The sequence below is a fragment of the Gottfriedia sp. NPDC058432 genome (assembly GCF_042721555.1).
In the GTDB taxonomy this organism is placed as follows: Bacteria; Bacillota; Bacilli; order Bacillales; family Bacillaceae_G; genus Gottfriedia.
The window spans coordinates 26,705-42,858 of record NZ_JBHXLC010000021.1; the positions used below are offsets into that span (position 1 = coordinate 26,705).

General features: G+C 34.3%; 16 protein-coding genes and 1 other annotated feature. Of the genes, 11 read left to right on the plus strand and 5 right to left on the minus strand.

Annotated features, from left to right (window positions below):
* Positions 1–30: 30 nt before the first annotated feature.
* The 3 genes from ACFWM3_RS18390 to ACFWM3_RS18400 all read right to left on the minus strand — a co-directional run bounded on the left by ACFWM3_RS18390 (position 31) and on the right by ACFWM3_RS18400 (position 2,763).
* Positions 31–573: a DUF1003 domain-containing protein gene (locus ACFWM3_RS18390; protein WP_056474329.1), complete on the minus strand. Its 543-nt coding sequence runs from the start codon at positions 571–573 to the stop codon at positions 31–33.
* A 331-nt stretch (positions 574–904) separates the two neighbouring features.
* Positions 905–1,534 (minus strand): hypothetical protein, encoded by a 630-nt coding sequence (locus ACFWM3_RS18395; RefSeq protein ID WP_390312387.1) that lies wholly within the window; start codon positions 1,532–1,534, stop codon positions 905–907.
* A gap of 116 nt (positions 1,535–1,650) precedes the next feature.
* Complete coding sequence (locus tag ACFWM3_RS18400; RefSeq protein ID WP_390312388.1) at positions 1,651–2,763, minus strand: zinc dependent phospholipase C family protein; 1,113 nt, start codon at positions 2,761–2,763, stop codon at positions 1,651–1,653.
* A 265-nt stretch (positions 2,764–3,028) separates the two neighbouring features.
* On the opposite strand from ACFWM3_RS18400, the gene ACFWM3_RS18405 reads away from it, so the two are divergent.
* The 3 genes from ACFWM3_RS18405 (at position 3,029) to ACFWM3_RS18415 (ending at position 5,234) form a co-directional block, all read left to right on the plus strand.
* Positions 3,029–3,835, plus strand: a complete 807-nt coding sequence (locus ACFWM3_RS18405; protein WP_390312389.1) for a protein phosphatase 2C domain-containing protein — start codon at positions 3,029–3,031, stop codon at positions 3,833–3,835.
* A 354-nt stretch (positions 3,836–4,189) separates the two neighbouring features.
* The gene (locus ACFWM3_RS18410) at positions 4,190–4,651 is read left to right on the plus strand and encodes a GNAT family N-acetyltransferase (protein ID WP_390312390.1); all 462 of its coding nucleotides are present in this window, start codon (positions 4,190–4,192) and stop codon (positions 4,649–4,651) included.
* 112 nt (positions 4,652–4,763) lie between these two features.
* Positions 4,764–5,234: an NUDIX domain-containing protein gene (locus ACFWM3_RS18415; protein ID WP_390312391.1), complete on the plus strand. Its 471-nt coding sequence runs from the start codon at positions 4,764–4,766 to the stop codon at positions 5,232–5,234.
* Between the two features lie 210 nt (positions 5,235–5,444).
* On the opposite strand, the gene ACFWM3_RS18420 is transcribed toward ACFWM3_RS18415, so the two are convergent.
* Together ACFWM3_RS18420 and ACFWM3_RS18425 are read right to left on the minus strand one after the other, a co-directional pair.
* Positions 5,445–5,927 (minus strand): ureidoglycolate lyase, encoded by a 483-nt coding sequence (locus ACFWM3_RS18420; protein WP_390312392.1) that lies wholly within the window; start codon positions 5,925–5,927, stop codon positions 5,445–5,447.
* 22 nt (positions 5,928–5,949) lie between these two features.
* Entirely contained in the window at positions 5,950–6,909 is a 960-nt protein-coding gene (locus tag ACFWM3_RS18425; RefSeq protein WP_390312393.1) for a carbohydrate kinase family protein, read from the minus strand.
* Positions 6,910–7,329: 420 nt separating this feature from the next.
* Here ACFWM3_RS18425 and ACFWM3_RS18430 point away from each other — a divergent pair, with 420 nt between their 5' ends.
* The 8 genes from ACFWM3_RS18430 to ACFWM3_RS18465 all read left to right on the plus strand — a co-directional run bounded on the left by ACFWM3_RS18430 (position 7,330) and on the right by ACFWM3_RS18465 (position 15,882).
* Entirely contained in the window at positions 7,330–8,016 is a 687-nt protein-coding gene (locus ACFWM3_RS18430; protein WP_390312435.1) for a BtpA/SgcQ family protein, read from the plus strand.
* A 107-nt stretch (positions 8,017–8,123) separates the two neighbouring features.
* A complete protein-coding gene (locus tag ACFWM3_RS18435; protein ID WP_390312394.1) occupies positions 8,124–8,855 on the plus strand; it encodes a GntR family transcriptional regulator in 732 nt (243 codons plus the stop codon).
* 259 nt (positions 8,856–9,114) lie between these two features.
* The gene (locus ACFWM3_RS18440; RefSeq protein ID WP_390312395.1) at positions 9,115–10,461 is read left to right on the plus strand and encodes an amino acid permease; all 1,347 of its coding nucleotides are present in this window, start codon (positions 9,115–9,117) and stop codon (positions 10,459–10,461) included.
* 19 nt (positions 10,462–10,480) lie between these two features.
* Positions 10,481–11,629, plus strand: a complete 1,149-nt coding sequence (locus ACFWM3_RS18445) for a hypothetical protein (protein ID WP_390312396.1) — start codon at positions 10,481–10,483, stop codon at positions 11,627–11,629.
* Positions 11,630–11,644: 15 nt separating this feature from the next.
* Complete coding sequence (locus tag ACFWM3_RS18450; RefSeq protein WP_390312397.1) at positions 11,645–12,547, plus strand: PfkB family carbohydrate kinase; 903 nt, start codon at positions 11,645–11,647, stop codon at positions 12,545–12,547.
* Positions 12,548–13,255: 708 nt separating this feature from the next.
* Positions 13,256–13,771 carry a hypothetical protein gene (locus tag ACFWM3_RS18455; RefSeq protein WP_390312398.1) on the plus strand — a complete coding sequence of 172 codons (516 nt, stop codon included), beginning with the start codon at positions 13,256–13,258 and terminating at the stop codon, positions 13,769–13,771.
* Between the two features lie 140 nt (positions 13,772–13,911).
* Positions 13,912–14,187, plus strand: coding sequence for a hypothetical protein (locus ACFWM3_RS18460; protein WP_390312399.1), 276 nt, complete (start codon positions 13,912–13,914; stop codon positions 14,185–14,187).
* 140 nt (positions 14,188–14,327) lie between these two features.
* Positions 14,328–14,578 (plus strand) — a binding site (T-box leader).
* Between the two features lie 65 nt (positions 14,579–14,643).
* The gene (locus tag ACFWM3_RS18465) at positions 14,644–15,882 is read left to right on the plus strand and encodes an MFS transporter (protein ID WP_390312400.1); all 1,239 of its coding nucleotides are present in this window, start codon (positions 14,644–14,646) and stop codon (positions 15,880–15,882) included.
* Positions 15,883–16,154: the final 272 nt, after the last annotated feature.

Here is a 16,154-nt window from a genome sequence, read left to right on the forward strand (position 1 = left end):
CACTATAATTATTCTTTTATATCAATATCTTTAATTTTTTTGTTTAAGTAAATCTCTAATCTCAGCTAATTGATTTTCTATATTGTTTAGTCGACTTTGCATGTCACCAATATCTTGTTCTGCTTTATAATTGATTGCAAAATCGATAACGGATTCATGTTTATCCCTTACTGCTTGACGATTTTGACTCATCATAATGACTGGTGCTTGAAATGCTGCAATAAAAGATAGACATAAGTTCAACAAGATAAAAGGTGAAGAGTCAAAATGAAAAGCTTTCGTGAAAGATAAGCTATTCCATATCATCCAGACAGCAAGTGTACAACTAAACCAAATAATAAATTTCCAACTACCACCAAATTCTGCGATTTTATCTGCAATTCTATCAGCAAATTTTGTTCGTTGGGTGTAATCACTATCTAAATGTTGCAGAATTTCTGACTCATAACGATCCACTAATCGGTCGATACGTGATAAGTTTTCTTGGTTTAAATCAATATCAAACCCTTGAATTTTTTTTGGTTTCTCAACTTGTTTTTTAAAGTTAATTTGCTTCCAAATGTTGTGCACCATGTTTCCAACCTCCTCTTTTCTAGAGGAAGCCTTCAAAAGCTTATAAAAGTTGGATTACATTTTTATGATGTAATCCTCCTCGGATATTCAATTGTATGACTTCCTCTGATGTCGTCGGTAAATTATCCGACTCACCTATACTGGGACTACCCATAAAAATGTTCCACCTCACTTTTTTTTGTAAAAATAATACCTTTACTATTATATGATGACTTATCCGATAGGACTATACTATTTTTAAATAATTTTTTATTCCATAAAAAAAGCCGCGTCTGCGACAAGGAATTTTGTTTAAATAGAAGGGACGGAAATACCGCCCCGTTTAGCAAGATTATATTTTCTCTTTTGTATTAAATGTTTCTTCATATCGCTTAGATAATATGTAATAATGATAGCCTCTTGAATTTGAAATCAAACGAGATAATAATGTTTTCGCTTCATCACGTTTGTTTTCCTTAAGTAAAAGTTCGAACTCAAGTACGTTTTTGAATTTCTTTGAACGCATTGAGTCCTTTGTTACTTTTGCCTTTTCTAATTCATTTTCTTCAATAAATAGAAGTGTTTTGTAGTATGAATTCCACTCAGGTACTTTAATGAAATCAATTCGTTCCTTAATAAATGGCAAATCTTTATTTGAAAAGCCGTATACAACTTGATAAACAGCTTTTTTTGAAGGGTTAATTCGTTTCTTCATAACAGATTGATACGACTGTTCGATTTCATCGTGCATATGGTTAGTAATTGAATAAAGAAAATAAAGGATTGATTTTTTTGATTGCTTACTTAGAAAACGTTCGATATGTGATAGATTTTTTGAAAAATAAAATGGATAAAACATCGTCCAAAAAAATAAGAAAAGAACTGCAACATAAAAGATTCCAAATACATAAGTTGGTGCATCATATAGACCTAAACAAAAAGCACCGATAAATAACAAGATAATAAATAAAATTTTTTTCATAAAGCCTCCGTGATTAACTTCTAGATGTACATAAATTATACCATCATTATCCATTTATGGGTCTTTTATGTAAGTCTTCTCATCATATAATAACTTTCAGCCTGCATTGCCTCTGATTACTTAGAAATTGCTGAGATTTTCACGATTTTTAAGCTTGAAATTTGATGATTAAAATTGCCTAAATCATTAACATCTTCTGTAAGAACAATCGATGCTCCTTTATAATTTGAATCTGAAAATAAAGTGACTTGATAACCTGGTGCAATATGAATAGAAGAAATCGTATCATTGCCAATACCTTTTACAAGCTGATCGTAATCATAATTACCGGATCCTAGTATTTCTGATGCACCGCCAAAAGCATTTTCCTTATATACAGTCACAGGCATGTCTACACTATTTACGCGAAAAAACAAATCTATGAATCCAGCAGTTTCTCGTTCTGCTTGATTTAACTGAACAAGAGTCGGATTTTTTACCTCGTTCTTCCACATGGCAGAATAATAATTACTGTAAGCTGCTTGCCAGAAGTAATTAATGATCGTATCATTCCAAACTTGAGGTAAAACGGATTTTGCTTGTACAGCAGCTTGATGAATCCATGCTTCAGGATCAGTTGAAGCGACCCAATTATATAAACCTGAATTTGGTACTGTCATTTGATTTTGAATACTTTCCGCATAATTTTCAAACTTCGAATGATAGCCCGGTGCGTTATGATCTAGATTGGAAATATTTGAAGCATGAAGAGGCTGTGTTACATCTGTAAAATAGTGTAAAGATACTCCTAAGTAGTAGAATGCATTGTTAAAATCGCCTTTTTTATAGTAATCCGATGCTAGATTAAAATACTTCGCCCCTGATTGACGAGCTGTTGGATAAGATGCCCCCGTATAATTTGTTTGTGTGTCTGGATCATAAAAGTGTGACATAAATGTACCCGTATCATAAAAAGGATTAATGTGATCTGCATCGTATAAACCCTGTTCCCAACGATCGCGAAACTGATTAAGCAAAGTTGTAGGCTTGTTGATTGCAGGATTCATATTTTCGGCAATAAGTTTGACACTGCCATTTACGATAAAATGATGTGTACTATGATCTTGATTGTGAACATCCTCGTCAGACCATGCGAATGCTTTCTGATCATTGCTGAGTAATGATGTGATTGCAATTGCACTTCCAGCAACTAATGATAATAGCTTTTTTGATTGAATACGTTTTTTCATGATACACCTTCTTTTTTGAATTTTTGTTGTCTTACAAGCAACAATGTTTAAGTATAATAAGTTTTTGTTAACAAGAGGTTTCAGTTATGTGAAAATTTGTTAAATTTTGGAAACTCTTTACCAGTTATGGAAGTACTTAGTTCTATACAGTTTTTTTTAAAAGAGCCAAATTTTTAGGATTTATATAGAAAAAGTACATAATCCTTTTTGTGTTCCATATTAATTTAAAGACCTGCAAATTCATTTGTTTGGTGGTGAGAAAAATATGGAGATTAGTGCTAGTGCTAGAATGTCTCTTTCAAAAAAAGTGTCTGAGGATGCAATGGTAGTAAACAATGAAATAAATGTATATGGGGTTTTTGATGGAGCAACACCAATTACTCCATATAAGAATGCTGATGGCATGAATGGAGCATATATTGCTTCAAATTTATTTAGGAAGTATTTTAAAAATTATTTTAGAGCTGATATGACTCTATCAGAGGGAATTATTCTAGCAAATAGAAGACTGATGAAAGAAATGAAGGTAAATAACATAGACATAAATCGTCCAGAGGAACTGTGGTCAACATGTGTTGCTATTATAAAATTTGATAAGCAAAAGGTATCATTTGCTCAACTTGGGGATTGTATGATATTAGCAGAATACCATAATGGAGAAATTCAAATATTGACAAAAGATACTGTGAAGAATATAAGTACAAGGGCAAAAATGAGACGAGAAAAGGAACGGAAGCAAGGGATGATTTTACCAGATGAATCATACTACCAGTCTATTAAACATCAACTTATTTATAATCGAAGTATGGCTAATACAGTTGATGGTTATTCAGTTGCAAATGGAACTGAAGTTGTCGCAAACTACATTCAATTGGGATCTATTGATACAAATAATTTAAAGTCAATTTTACTAATCAGTGATGGATTATTTCATCCGACGTTTAATTTGATCCATTCTTTTAAAGTAATCAAAGAGATTGGATTGGAGGAATATTCAAAACGATTAGAAATGGAAGAGTTGAAAAGTAAGATTCATTCTGATGATAAGACTGGGATATATATTCGCTTTTAATTTTAGATGCCATATTGGGTATCTTTTTTTTATGTATAAATATTGTAACAAATATAAAAGTAATACTTTTCAAACTAATGTTAGTATACAGGTGATAGAAGTTTTTACGAATTCGAAACGGCTATGAGGAATTGAATAATAATTGATAATTCTCATTTAGTTGACTAGGAGATATCTAATGGATATTAGGAGATATATAATGGATATTAAAAAGTACAGAGTAGTAATGTTTCCGACATTTTTAATTGTTTTTGCTTTGTTTTTTATATTAGATATTATGAAGCCTTATAGCTTGCTAGTATGAAAGGTAAAAAGGGTATACATATAAAAAATCAGAAAAAAGGAAGTGTTTAATTGTTCAATTTTATTAAAGTAACTCATGAACATATTGAGCAAGTAATAAGTTTACGATTGAAGCTTTTAAATGAATTGGGAGAATTAAACTCTCTTGATGAAGAGTATCTAATTGAAACCTCAACTAGGGAATATTTGAATACTGCACTTTCAAAAAATGAATTTATATCCTTTATGGTAGAACATAATGGGGTACCAGTAAGTATTAGTGGGATGGTCTTATTTAAAAGACCACCTTATTTAGAGAATTTGCAAGGGATTGAAGCCTATATTCTAAATATGTACACAGCCACTGAGTTTCGTGGTAAAGGATTAGAAAGAGATTTACTTGGGAAATGTATTGATGAATGTAAAAAAAGTGGAGTTAAGCGAGTTTGGTTGCACGCTTCTAAGGATGGGCGACAACTATATAAAAAAATGGGTTTTACTAAAAAAGATGGTGAAATGGAATTGTTTTTATAAACCGTTTTTATTCAGCATAATGGCAAGATAGTTTAATAAGAAAATGTTAGGTATTCTATTGTTTTTATAGAAAATATGTACATATAAAATTGTAATTAGGAGGAAAAATACTTTGCAAAAAACTTTTCACCATTTAGTAAGAGGAATTTTTTTAAAAGATAATAAAGTTTTGCTTGTACAAGCTAAAGGATTTACAAACTCTTTTTTACCAGGTGGTCACGTTGAATTTGGAGAAAGTGCTAGAGATGCATTAATAAGAGAAATTAAAGAAGAATTAGGTATATATTGTACAGTCGGAAATTTTCTTGGAGTAGTGGAACACAAATGGGAGAAAAAAGAGATACTTCATTGTGAGATAAATCAAGTGTTCGAGGTTAAATGTAATGAGTTTCATTATAACTCAAATTTAGAGTCTAATGAATCAAACCTTGAGTTCTTATGGTGTGATGGTGCAGATTTGGAGGAAATGAATTTACAACCTTATCCATTCAGGGAATTAATTTATAATTATTTAAATGGAAATAAAGATGTGTGGTGGGAGAGTACATTAAACATAGAAATTGATGATTCGAACAGAAACTAACTTTTGCTTATGCAACTAGCTTACAATAAACATTGTCATATCACGTACGAAGCGAATCTCTCAGCTTCAAAATAAACTGGCCAAGTTATTTATTTTTTGACATATCTTAGCCAGCTTATCTAATTTGTCTTGAATGCTTAAATTATTGGATATAGCAATTTGTCCGGTTAACTGAAAAGTTTAAAAAACAATATTCATCACATTGAATATTTATTCGACGTGAATAGGTCCACCATTGATAGGTTGCCATTCAGTTGGTTCATTCTTATAACATAGAGCCATCCAATAATAATAGGTAGGTTTTGTCAGTCCGTGCGCCGAGCTGTGCCATACTCCACGATGAAGAACGGCAACTTGTCCAGGACGAAGCAGGACAGGAAGAATTTCTTTTGCATTTGGAGCGTTTTCATTGGTAGCGGGAGCAACCAAGAACACAATTGGTTCGTCTTGACAAAATAATGCTTCTTGTGTATGCATATGGCGTTCCATTTCATAGGCAGTAAAAGGAACCCTGCTGCCGAATGTGTAACCGAGGCTAGCTAGAGAGTCAATAACAGGAATTGCAGTATTGGTGTCCTCCCACCCATCACCGGAACTTTGGTTAACCCAGCCAGTTCCTTTGGAAGGAGATGTCATATTGTATAGGATTCCAAACTCTTGAAAATTAATAGAAGTAATTTCAACCGGTTTCATTTTGACTCAACCTTTCTAATTGTTATTTAAGGTTGCCGAAACGTGCAAAGTCTTCACTGTGTTCCTTTATGAATTGGAATACAGCCTCCGTTCCGCAAGCACCGGCTCTGCCACCCATAATGGTGACTGCACGAGCAGCTGCAAAGTTAGCAAATTCCGCTGAAAGTTGAATGTTTTCAGTACGTCTATAGGCATAAAGGAAAGAACTGCAGAAGGTATCTCCAGCTCCGGTAACGTCCGTAATTGGCACGTTAATACCTTTTACAGTAAATTCGTTATGTGTAGTAAATATTCGGCATCCCTTTTCCGCATAGGTAACAACGATCATCTGAATCCCTTTTTGGAATAAAAATTGTTTTGTTTCTTCTTCGGTTTTATTGCGCATTAGATTGTTGAATCCAGTTTCATTTACAAAAAGAGTGTCGACATACGCAAAAAGCTGATCTTCTCCAGTCTGGAGATCGGCAACATCAAGATCACACCATATTTTTGATCCGTTAGCTTTTGCTTTGGAGAGGATACTTGCTGCATCCAGATCACCACAGCAAAGTGGTTTCAATTCGCAAAAGTTGGAATAGATATATTCCGCATTACAGATTGCCTCTAATGTTTCCGGAGTAATCTCAAGACGTTGGATACCCATGGTAGGAATAAATACCGTATGTTCGTTTTCTGCTAGAATAATAATAGTCTTAGAATCTGGTAAAGTATCATCTCGAATAATATAAGTAGTATCAATTCCAGCATCTCGTAAATTCTCACAAAGTTGTTGTGAAATGAAACCGTTATTCAAGGCTGATAAAAATTTGGTAGGTTGTAGATAACTAGCATAGACACTTGCTGCATTGGCAATCATTCCACCCATTTGTGCGGGTAGTGTATGAACGATTACTTTATCGCGAAGGTTTGGAAAGTACGCAGCACTATAATATTCATCCAAAGCTATATCTCCAATAAAAAATGTGTATCCTTGATGATCCATACAGAGAGCTCCTTTTCTTTAAATTTTGAGTAAAGTATATCATGTTAATACATCTTATACAACGTGTTAATACGACTTAAAATATGTTAATGCAAATTGTGCTAAAATTGATAGACAGCTAGATTAAGACGTGTTAACATGTATTAAGAGAGGAGGGCAAGAAATTCACAATAATAGGGCTCCTATTATTGGAAGTGACTTAAGATTGTTATTGCAATCGGTTTCTTCTTAATTTCAATCATAATGATTAGTCAGCTGGCGAAGGAACTTGGATTGGGAATAGTATTTAGAATTGAAGGGATATTATTGTATTCACGATCCACCGTAGATAATAAATTAACTGCGGAAACCAGCGGAATGGAGAGTAAGATGAGTGGTAAAGTAAATTTCATAGATTTATTTAGAAGCGAAAAGCCAATTATGGGAATGTTACACCTTAAAGGCGGCAATGAAGGTAACATGCTGGAAATCGCAAAAAAAGAGATTAATTTATTAGTTGAAAATGGTGTGAATGCAGTTATAGTGGAGAACTATTTTGGCTCAGTAGAGGATGTTGCAACAGTACTAGATTATCTTCAACGTGAAAAGAACCATATCGTCTATGGTGTTAACGTACTTGATCATGATGATCTAGCGTTTGAATTTGCTAATAAATACGGGGCAAAATTCATCCAATTAGACTCAGTTGCAGGACACCTCACACCAGAAGAAGATGCGATTTTCCATGAGAAAATGAAAACATGGCGGAAGGAATCATCAGCATTTATTTTGGGTGGTGTGCGATTTAAGTATCAGCCTTACAATTCTGGACGTTCTCTTGAGGAAGACTTGGAAATCGGAATGACAAGATGTGATGCGATTGTTGTAACAGGGGATGGGACTGGCATGCAGACTCCAATCGACAAAATCAAGGAATTCAGAAGGATGACTAAGGACTTTCCGTTAATTATCGGAGCAGGAATGACTCCAGAAAATAGTACAGAGCAATTGGAAGTTGCTGATGGAGCAATCGTGGGTAGTTACTTCAAGGATACCTATACCGACAACGGTGATATGGATGCTTCTCATGTACGATTTTTTATGGATTCTGTAATAGATTGTAGGTAATTGACGGGGGAAGATCAAATATGGGATGATTAGTTTATCAGCTAGTAGGGTATATCGGTAGCTGAAATTCGATTTGATCTTGAGAAATAAAGGAGCATTAATTGGTCATGGATATTAAATCACTAGAAGCTGATCATATGGTACCTCTTTACCAGCAGCTTTATAATACAATTCGAGAAAAAATTGCATCTGGCGAATACAAACCTGGCGACCGCATCCCATCGGAAGCCCAACTTATTGAAATCTACAATATTAGTCGAGTGACTGTTCGAAGCGCATTGAATAAATTAGTAGAAGATAATATTCTTGTAAAGCGTCATGGTAAAGGAACCTTTGTATCGATGCCAGAATATGTGGAAAGTATTGGGGTGGGTGGAAGTTTTACTGCATCTTGGCAACAAACAGATGTAGTTCCAGGCACCAAAATTATTTCAAAGCTTTATGTGAATGCCAATAAAAAAATTGCTAATTCATTGAACGTAGAGGAAGGTTCAAAGATTATTCATATCAGGCGCTTACGTTTGGTCAATGATCTTCCTGCAATTCTAGAAGAAGATTATTTTTTACCGGAGTATGATTTTCTACTGGAAATGGATTTAGACAACAAGTCTATTTTAGAAATTATCCGTAATCAGACAGGGCTTGTTGCAAAGGAATTTAATGATATTTTCGAAGTGAAATCCGCGACAAAGGAGCAGGCGGAATTTCTTGAATATAAGACTGGAAGCCCTTTGCTAAGAGTTAGCCAGACGATTTTCACTGAAAAACTCAATCTCCTGTACTATAACGAAGAATATATTAGAACAGATCGATATAAATATGCAATCCGTTCTTACTGATTGCATAAGCTCTTGATTTTCTCAATTTACAAAGTGTTAGACATCCCTTTTTTTTTAACAAATACGATTTATTATGAAATAAGTAATTAGCGTTTGTCATTTTTAAAAAAAATGACGGCTAATTAGTTGTCTATTTGTTATGTGAAAAAATGGAATGATAAGAGTTTTACTGTACAAACGAATTGTTGAATTATATAAAGTGGTTTTACTGACAACTAAATAAAATATTTTGACTTCATTAAATGGGGAGTGTAAATAGATGGCAAATAATATGGAAAGAAAATTGGGACTAGCCCCAACGATTGCTCTGTCAGTAGGAACAACCCTTGGTGCGGGAATCTTTATTTCAATTAGTGAGGTCGCAGGGGCCTCCGGTTCTGCACTCTATACAGTATTGGCATTTTTAATCGGTGGATTAATCATGATTCCGCAGAATTTAATTTTAGCCGAATTAGCGACGGCTTATCCGGAAAATGGCGGGAACTATGTGTTTATTAAACAGGCGGGTTGGCGAAAGCTTGCATTTTTGACAGGGTGGGCATCATTTTGGGCTAATGATTCAAGTGCACTCGCGATCGTATCCTTAGCAGGAGTACAGTACATTGCTTACCTTTTTCCAATGAATGGCCTCGCTATTAAATTTATTGCAGTTGCCTTCATTATACTTTTTATGATGATCCATATCCGTTCGGTAGAAGGCGGCGGTAAATTCCAGGCCATCATTACTTTTATTAAGATTCTGCCTTTTGTTTTGCTGATTGGTATGGGGTTATTTTTTGTAAGAGGAGACATGGTCATGACTCCAGCAGTAGCTACTGCTCCAGTTGGTTTGATGGCATTGCTTGCAGGTATTTCGGCAACAAGCTGGTCATTTGACGGAATGGGTGCATGCACATACATGACGGGCGAAATCAAAAATCCGAAAAAGACCATGCCTAGAGCGTTGATCAGCTCGGTTATCATTATTATTCTTCTATATGTGGGCTTAACTTTTGTTGTTACAGGTGTAATACCGTTCAACCAATTGGTCAATTCGAAAACACCACTTGCTGACGCTGGTGCGACAATTCCGTTGATTGGAAATATCTCAGGTACGTTTATAGCCATATCAGGTATTATTGTTATTCTAGCTGCTTTGTCAGGAACCGTTATGTTCCAACCGCGCTTGGAATATGCAATGGCAAAAGATGGACTTTTCTTTAAAAGCTTTGGTAAAGTGCACAAAAAATATGGTACTCCATATTTCTCTATAATGGCGCAGTGTATGTTAGCTATTGTTCTTATTTTCTTATCCAATATTACTGAATTGCTTGGATATTTCACCTTTGTATTGTTATTAAAGAATACGCTTACATTTGCTTCGATTTTCGTGCACCGAAAAAAGCCAGATTATAACCCATTGTGGAAAGCACCAGCTTGGAAATTTATGGCTGTTATTTCGATTGCATCTAGTTTGATATTGGTAGTTTCCACGTTAATGTGGGCAGCAATTCCAAGTGTTATTACAGCTATCATCGTTGTTGTTACGGGCCTTCCTGTCTTCTATTTTTGGGAGAAACGAAACAAAAAAGAAGAAATTAAAGAGGGAGAATCTATTAAAATATAACTGAAAGGATGATAATCTGATGCAGTTTTCAACTTTCAAGGCGGAGCTTTTTGATGAACACCAACATGATAAGATGGATGAATTCTGTGCGGAATTTGGGCTTGATGGTATGGAAGTTTTTATGGACGACGTGCTTTCAAGAGATCAAGATTTGAATGATGAGAAACTAGTAATCTTGGATAAACTTCGTACTTTACATGTAAAAAGAGTGCATTGTTCTTACTGGGCGTATCCAACCAGCTTTCTTACAAAGAATAATTTTCAAGAACTGGTTGAGAGATTTGGAGGCTGGGAAGATGTCGTGAATTATTATGGTGACCTAACAGGTGATCATATGTATAAAAGATGGGCAGATGAGTATCAGATTGCCACAGAGCTAAAAGCACAGGCGTATACGTTTCATCTAATCGATTACGCGCCAATTGATGGGAAATGGGAGTTCACAATTTCCAAGGAAGATATTCGTCAAGCGATGATATATATGATTCAGCAATTTTTAAATTATCTGATTAATCAGAATCTTATTAATGAAGATTCTCCAATTATTGAAGTGGAAAATGCTGGGTGGGGATTGGAGCATGGTTTGCAGACCGCAGAGGACTACAAGTTAATGTATTGTCAGCTTTACGATCCTCTCCAAAAAGTCAAGATTGGTTGGGATATTAACCACTTGTTACATGCGCTTGGCTTTGACGAGACTCAAAATTGTGCCCGATTCTTCCTGCCAGACAGCGAAATTAGCACCCAGATGTTTGAATTGCAACAGCGTTATGGCAACGAGCCGCAGGTATTTGCCCAGAAGTGGTTGGAGCACAATATTATGGACCCAGAGTTGGTCGATCGTGTTGGTTGTATACAGCTTTCAGACTGTGCGTTAAAAACGATTGAGTTTTTCCGTAATGGTAAGTTGGTCGGACAATATTATGACGAAATCGTTGCTCTTGATAGTTGGGTAGAGCAGGAGGATTATGGTGTTAATATCGTACTCACCTGCTATGATTCCCATATACCATTGGGGGATGGTATATTGAGCCCTAAAGCGATAAAAGAGATGATTCTCAAGATTCGTGCTGTAAATTCGGATTTAGTCATTTTACATGAACTCAAAAACAATACTGACCAGGCTGCAGCATTAATAAGGCAGTTGGATCGACTTAGCCTAAAATAAGGAGATGATCCGTGTATGAAATATATTATTGTTGGTCCCACGATTGTGAATGATATCCAATTTGCAGATGGCAGCATAAGCAAGGGGCAAATTGGTGGAGCCATATTTTGTCTGGAAGGGGTAAAAATATGGAGTGACGACTGTCTCTATGTATCAAATGTAGGCGAAGATTTCTCGAAGTATTATGGGGAGTGGATGGATGCAAATCATTGTTCCTATGAAGGTCTCAATTATAATCTTCCCTATACAGAATATACGAACCTTATATATGGGGATGAAGGACTTCATGATGAGGTCTCCATTTATAGCGAGGATATTGAAAAAAAAATCTCAGAGATAGATATAAGAACTGCCGAGCAGATTGCCATTCATTGCGGTAGTGAAACGAGAGGGATCTATATTGAAGCGTCCGAAGTGGACCCTCTATGGGATAACTTGCATTTGATTCACATGAATTGTAACGCGAAGATCATGTGGGAAATCCCTACTTCTGCAGCGATGCAAAAGCATCGGAATGAAAAAGTCTTAAAGACGATTATCAAGGCTGGGCTGTACTCGATTAATTTGCCAGAGGCGATGAGGTTATTTGAGACAAAGGATGAAAAATCAACGATTGAGGCAATTATTTCCTTTGGCGTTCCATGTTTTTTCAGAGTTGGTAGTAGAGGTTCGTACATGATTTCGGATGGTCAGGCATATTTTGCTCCAAGTATCACTGTTGGAGATGTTGTTGATGCTACTGGATGTGGTAACTGTTCTACTGCTGCTGCACTTTATGCGTATTGTGAAGGCTATGCACCAAAAAAAGTTGCGGCTATGGCAAATATTGCAGCGGCATATAACTTATTGCAGTTTGGGCCATATCCTGTTATCACCAGTGAAACAAGGGCCGAAGCTATGAGGTTGCTAGAAAAGTAGATGAATAAATTTGGACATGTAACTGGTAATGCATGCAGGATAAAAAATAGTTAGAGAATAACTACACTATTAAACTAGAAAACCTCATTTAGATGCGTTACGGAGAACCGTATGATAATATAATGAAAATATTTAATAAATGGAAAAAGCATGTAGAAAAATTCGCTACATGCTTTTTCTATTCAAGGAAGTCTCAACGAAGCTCAAATAGGGCAATCATTATGAAATCTGGAGGTCTGATACAATACAATTATCTAAATAACAACATTAAAGGGAGAGGAAGATTAACATCTACCTCAGCATTTATAAACAAGGGCAAGTTAGATTGAGACATTAACTCCAATTAAAAAATATTTTTTGGAGATATAATGGTAAAATAGGCTGGTTTATAATCGAAAAAATGAAAGAATTGCACGAAACCCTTATTAAATTCTTGGAAAAAAAAGAATCAGTTAAAATGAAAATTCTTATTGAACTACCATGGGAGTACGATATAAACTTCCATTCACTGTTGTGAATCTGAGGATTCATGTATGGCTAACGCATGCATTGAATAGCAGCTGCCAATTGAGGTGGCTTTTTCTAATTCAACAAAATGGCAGTTTAGTTGCATAAGGAAATGAAGTTTAGGCAACGTGAAACATGATTTTGACAGATTGAGAGGAAGGAATTTGATATGAGTATTTCGAATATCGTAGAGATGATGTATTGCAGAATATTATCTACACACCATCTAACCAATTTTCAAATTCCAAAATCGAAATTTATGATTTAATCGAGATGAGAGTCAGGAGGGATATTATTAGGAAATGGTGTTTAGTAGGTTTTATATTAATTTTACTCGTATGCACTGTATTGGGGTGTAGTAACAAACATAAGAATTTAACGAGAATTGAATACATACAAATGAGCACAAATGGAACATATTCGGATATAGAAATAGTAACAAATAAAAAGAAACTTGAAAAAATAGAGCGTATTTTCAGTAAAATTAAATGGGTAGAAAACGTAGCAGTAAAAAGAAAACGATTAGCAGACATTAAAGCAACATTATTCTATGAAGAAGATAAAAACATGCCTGAAAGGCTCTATGAGTATGGAATATGGTTCCAGAGTGATATCAACAAAGCTGTATTAATTGGAGACAATAATAAACAAAGTTATGCCATGTTGAACAAAGAACTTTCAAAAGAATTGAAAGAACTCTTGAATTATGAAAAGTAGAGTTGTGTCTCCTTAGGTAAGTCTTTGAAATTTAACTAACGCATGTTTTAGTTGAACAAGGAAAATAAGAAAGTGGAAATATATGTTAATATATTAAGTAGCTAACATAAAAAATAATAATTATTAAAAGAGGTGAAACTATGAAAAATTTCAGTAAAATTTCACTAATATTATTAATCATTGGATTGGTTTTGTTTGGAATAATTTATGTGGTTCCAGGCTTCAACGAACTTTTTGCTTTAATTGGTTTTTTATTGTTATTATTTGGGGCGATATGCAGCTTTATAGCAATTTCCAAAAGAGAAAGAGGAAACACTAAATTTTTTGCAGTATCTTCGTTTTTTATCATATTTTTATTGATTACTTGGTTTGAACCTTTTCTGATCCTACGTATGCTAACTTGGATTAAAAATTAAAAAATGTAATAACTGCATATGTAACTATGGGATGTAATAGTTGAACAACATGATCGAAATGGCAGTATAGTGCAATAATGAATAAATAAAAAAACAGTAGACAAATAAGACGGAAAAGTTATAATATTATAAAAATAAATTAAAAGACTTTGAAGAGAAGAGTAAATAGAATTCATTCATCTTAGAGAGCTCCAGTTGCTGAAAAGGAGTATGATTGATCTATTGAAGCAAGACTCTGAGTTTCATATCGGAACCAATAATGGCGATGGTATGACAGGCACTCCTGTTATAGAGTATGAGTATGTTTGAAATGTACTTAATGAGGTTAATGTGATGACATATTAACAAACTGGGGTGGCACCACGACACGATAGGTAAACTCGTCCCCAAGACTACGGTCTTGGAGGGCGAGTTTTTTATTTGTTCAAATTAAATATATTTATTTGGAGGGGTAAAATGAAAAAAAATAGGATGTATATTACTTGGAAAAACCCTTTGCTTTTACTAATGGGAATAGGCGTTTCAAATATTGGAGATTGGATTTATTTAATCGCACTAAATTTAATTATTTTTGATATGACGAAATCTGTTTTGGCTGTATCGACTCTTTATGTCTTGAAACCAATAGCAACGATACTTACGAACCTATGGGCTGGTAGTTTAATTGACCGATTTAACAAAAGAAATTTAATGGTACTTTTGGATGTTTTGAGGGGATTATTAATATTCTTATTACCAAGTATATCTTCCGTCTTACTGATCTTTGTCATTGTATTTATCGTTAATATGGGAAGTTCAATGTTTTATCCAACATCAACAACTTATATAACTAAATTAATTCCAGTAAATCAGAGGGTCCGGTTCAATGCGTTGCGTAGTTTAGTTCAATCTGGAGGATTCCTAACTGGACCAGCGATTGCAGGTCTACTTTTTATGATTGGCACACCTATGTTCGCTATTAATATTAATGCGATCTCGTTTATCATTTCAGGAATTGTTACAGCGTGTTTGCCTAATTTGGATAAGGTAACAATGCGAAATGTAAAATATGAGAAGCTCTCCCTAAAACTAATTAAGGAAGATTTTGCTGAGGTTTTAAATTTCAGTCGTAAATCAAGTTACGTTATGAGAATTTATTTTTTGTTTAATAGTATATTAGTTTTAACGGCTGCTGTTGATTCATTAGAAGCAGTGTTTTCAAAGAGCGTACTTCATTTGAGTAATACAGAATATGGTGTTCTAGTAAGTATTGCTGGTGCAGGAATTGGTATAGGTGCAATTATTAATACAATTTTTGCAAAAAGACTACATCCTTCTTGGCTTATGGGGATTGGGACAATTTTTTTATCATTAGGATATATCGTATATTCATTTTCTAATTCTTTTACAATGGGTGGGTACGGATTTTTCTTATTATCATTTGCGTTGTCTTTTGCAAATACGGGATTTGATACATTTTACCAATCCAACGTAGATGTCAAAATAATGGGAAGAGTTGGTAGTATCTATGGTTTTGTTGAAGCAATATTAGTGATCGTTTCAACTATACTAATCGGATTTTCTACTCACTATGTATCGATTAAAATGTCTGTAATCGCTGGTAGTTTTATTATGTTATTTTTAGCGTTATTTTTAAGTGTATTTATGATCCGACCTTCAAGCGAAAACTATTTCAGAAGTATTGGATATAAATAAAGTTTTTAGAATTTAGTAAAAAAAAATTTCGTTCTATTTCAACTAATGCAGTGCGATAGTTGAAGATTAGCTGTTTAGAAACAGCTTTTTTTATTGGTGAAAATTAGAATTTGGTTAAATGATTATTAAAATAATTTAATTTAAATTAAGTAAATTCTCACTAAAAATGTTACATTAAAAATAGTATATTTGAATGTTTTTAATAGTGAAGGTTTTAATGAAGGTTAAACATTTTAAGGGGTATACAGAATGAAGAAGATGGAACTCTTCGA

Bases quoted from the DNA above. Each gene is read 5' to 3' on its own strand.
- ACFWM3_RS18405 (WP_390312389.1), top strand. From the start codon at position 3,029: ATGGAGATTAGTGCTAGTGCTAGAATGTCTCTTTCAAAAAAAGTGTCT.
- ACFWM3_RS18440 (WP_390312395.1), top strand. From the start codon at position 9,115: ATGGCAAATAATATGGAAAGAAAATTGGGACTAGCCCCAACGATTGCT.
- ACFWM3_RS18465 (WP_390312400.1), top strand. From the start codon at position 14,644: ATGAAAAAAAATAGGATGTATATTACTTGGAAAAACCCTTTGCTTTTA.
- ACFWM3_RS18445 (WP_390312396.1), top strand. From the start codon at position 10,481: ATGCAGTTTTCAACTTTCAAGGCGGAGCTTTTTGATGAACACCAACAT.
- ACFWM3_RS18450 (WP_390312397.1), top strand. From the start codon at position 11,645: ATGAAATATATTATTGTTGGTCCCACGATTGTGAATGATATCCAATTT.
- ACFWM3_RS18425 (WP_390312393.1), bottom strand. From the start codon at position 6,909: ATGGATCATCAAGGATACACATTTTTTATTGGAGATATAGCTTTGGAT.
- ACFWM3_RS18400 (WP_390312388.1), bottom strand. From the start codon at position 2,763: ATGAAAAAACGTATTCAATCAAAAAAGCTATTATCATTAGTTGCTGGA.
- ACFWM3_RS18420 (WP_390312392.1), bottom strand. From the start codon at position 5,927: ATGAAACCGGTTGAAATTACTTCTATTAATTTTCAAGAGTTTGGAATC.
- ACFWM3_RS18390 (WP_056474329.1), bottom strand. From the start codon at position 573: ATGGTGCACAACATTTGGAAGCAAATTAACTTTAAAAAACAAGTTGAG.
- ACFWM3_RS18435 (WP_390312394.1), top strand. From the start codon at position 8,124: ATGGATATTAAATCACTAGAAGCTGATCATATGGTACCTCTTTACCAG.
- ACFWM3_RS18395 (WP_390312387.1), bottom strand. From the start codon at position 1,534: ATGAAAAAAATTTTATTTATTATCTTGTTATTTATCGGTGCTTTTTGT.
- ACFWM3_RS18430 (WP_390312435.1), top strand. From the start codon at position 7,330: ATGGGAATGTTACACCTTAAAGGCGGCAATGAAGGTAACATGCTGGAA.
- ACFWM3_RS18460 (WP_390312399.1), top strand. From the start codon at position 13,912: ATGAAAAATTTCAGTAAAATTTCACTAATATTATTAATCATTGGATTG.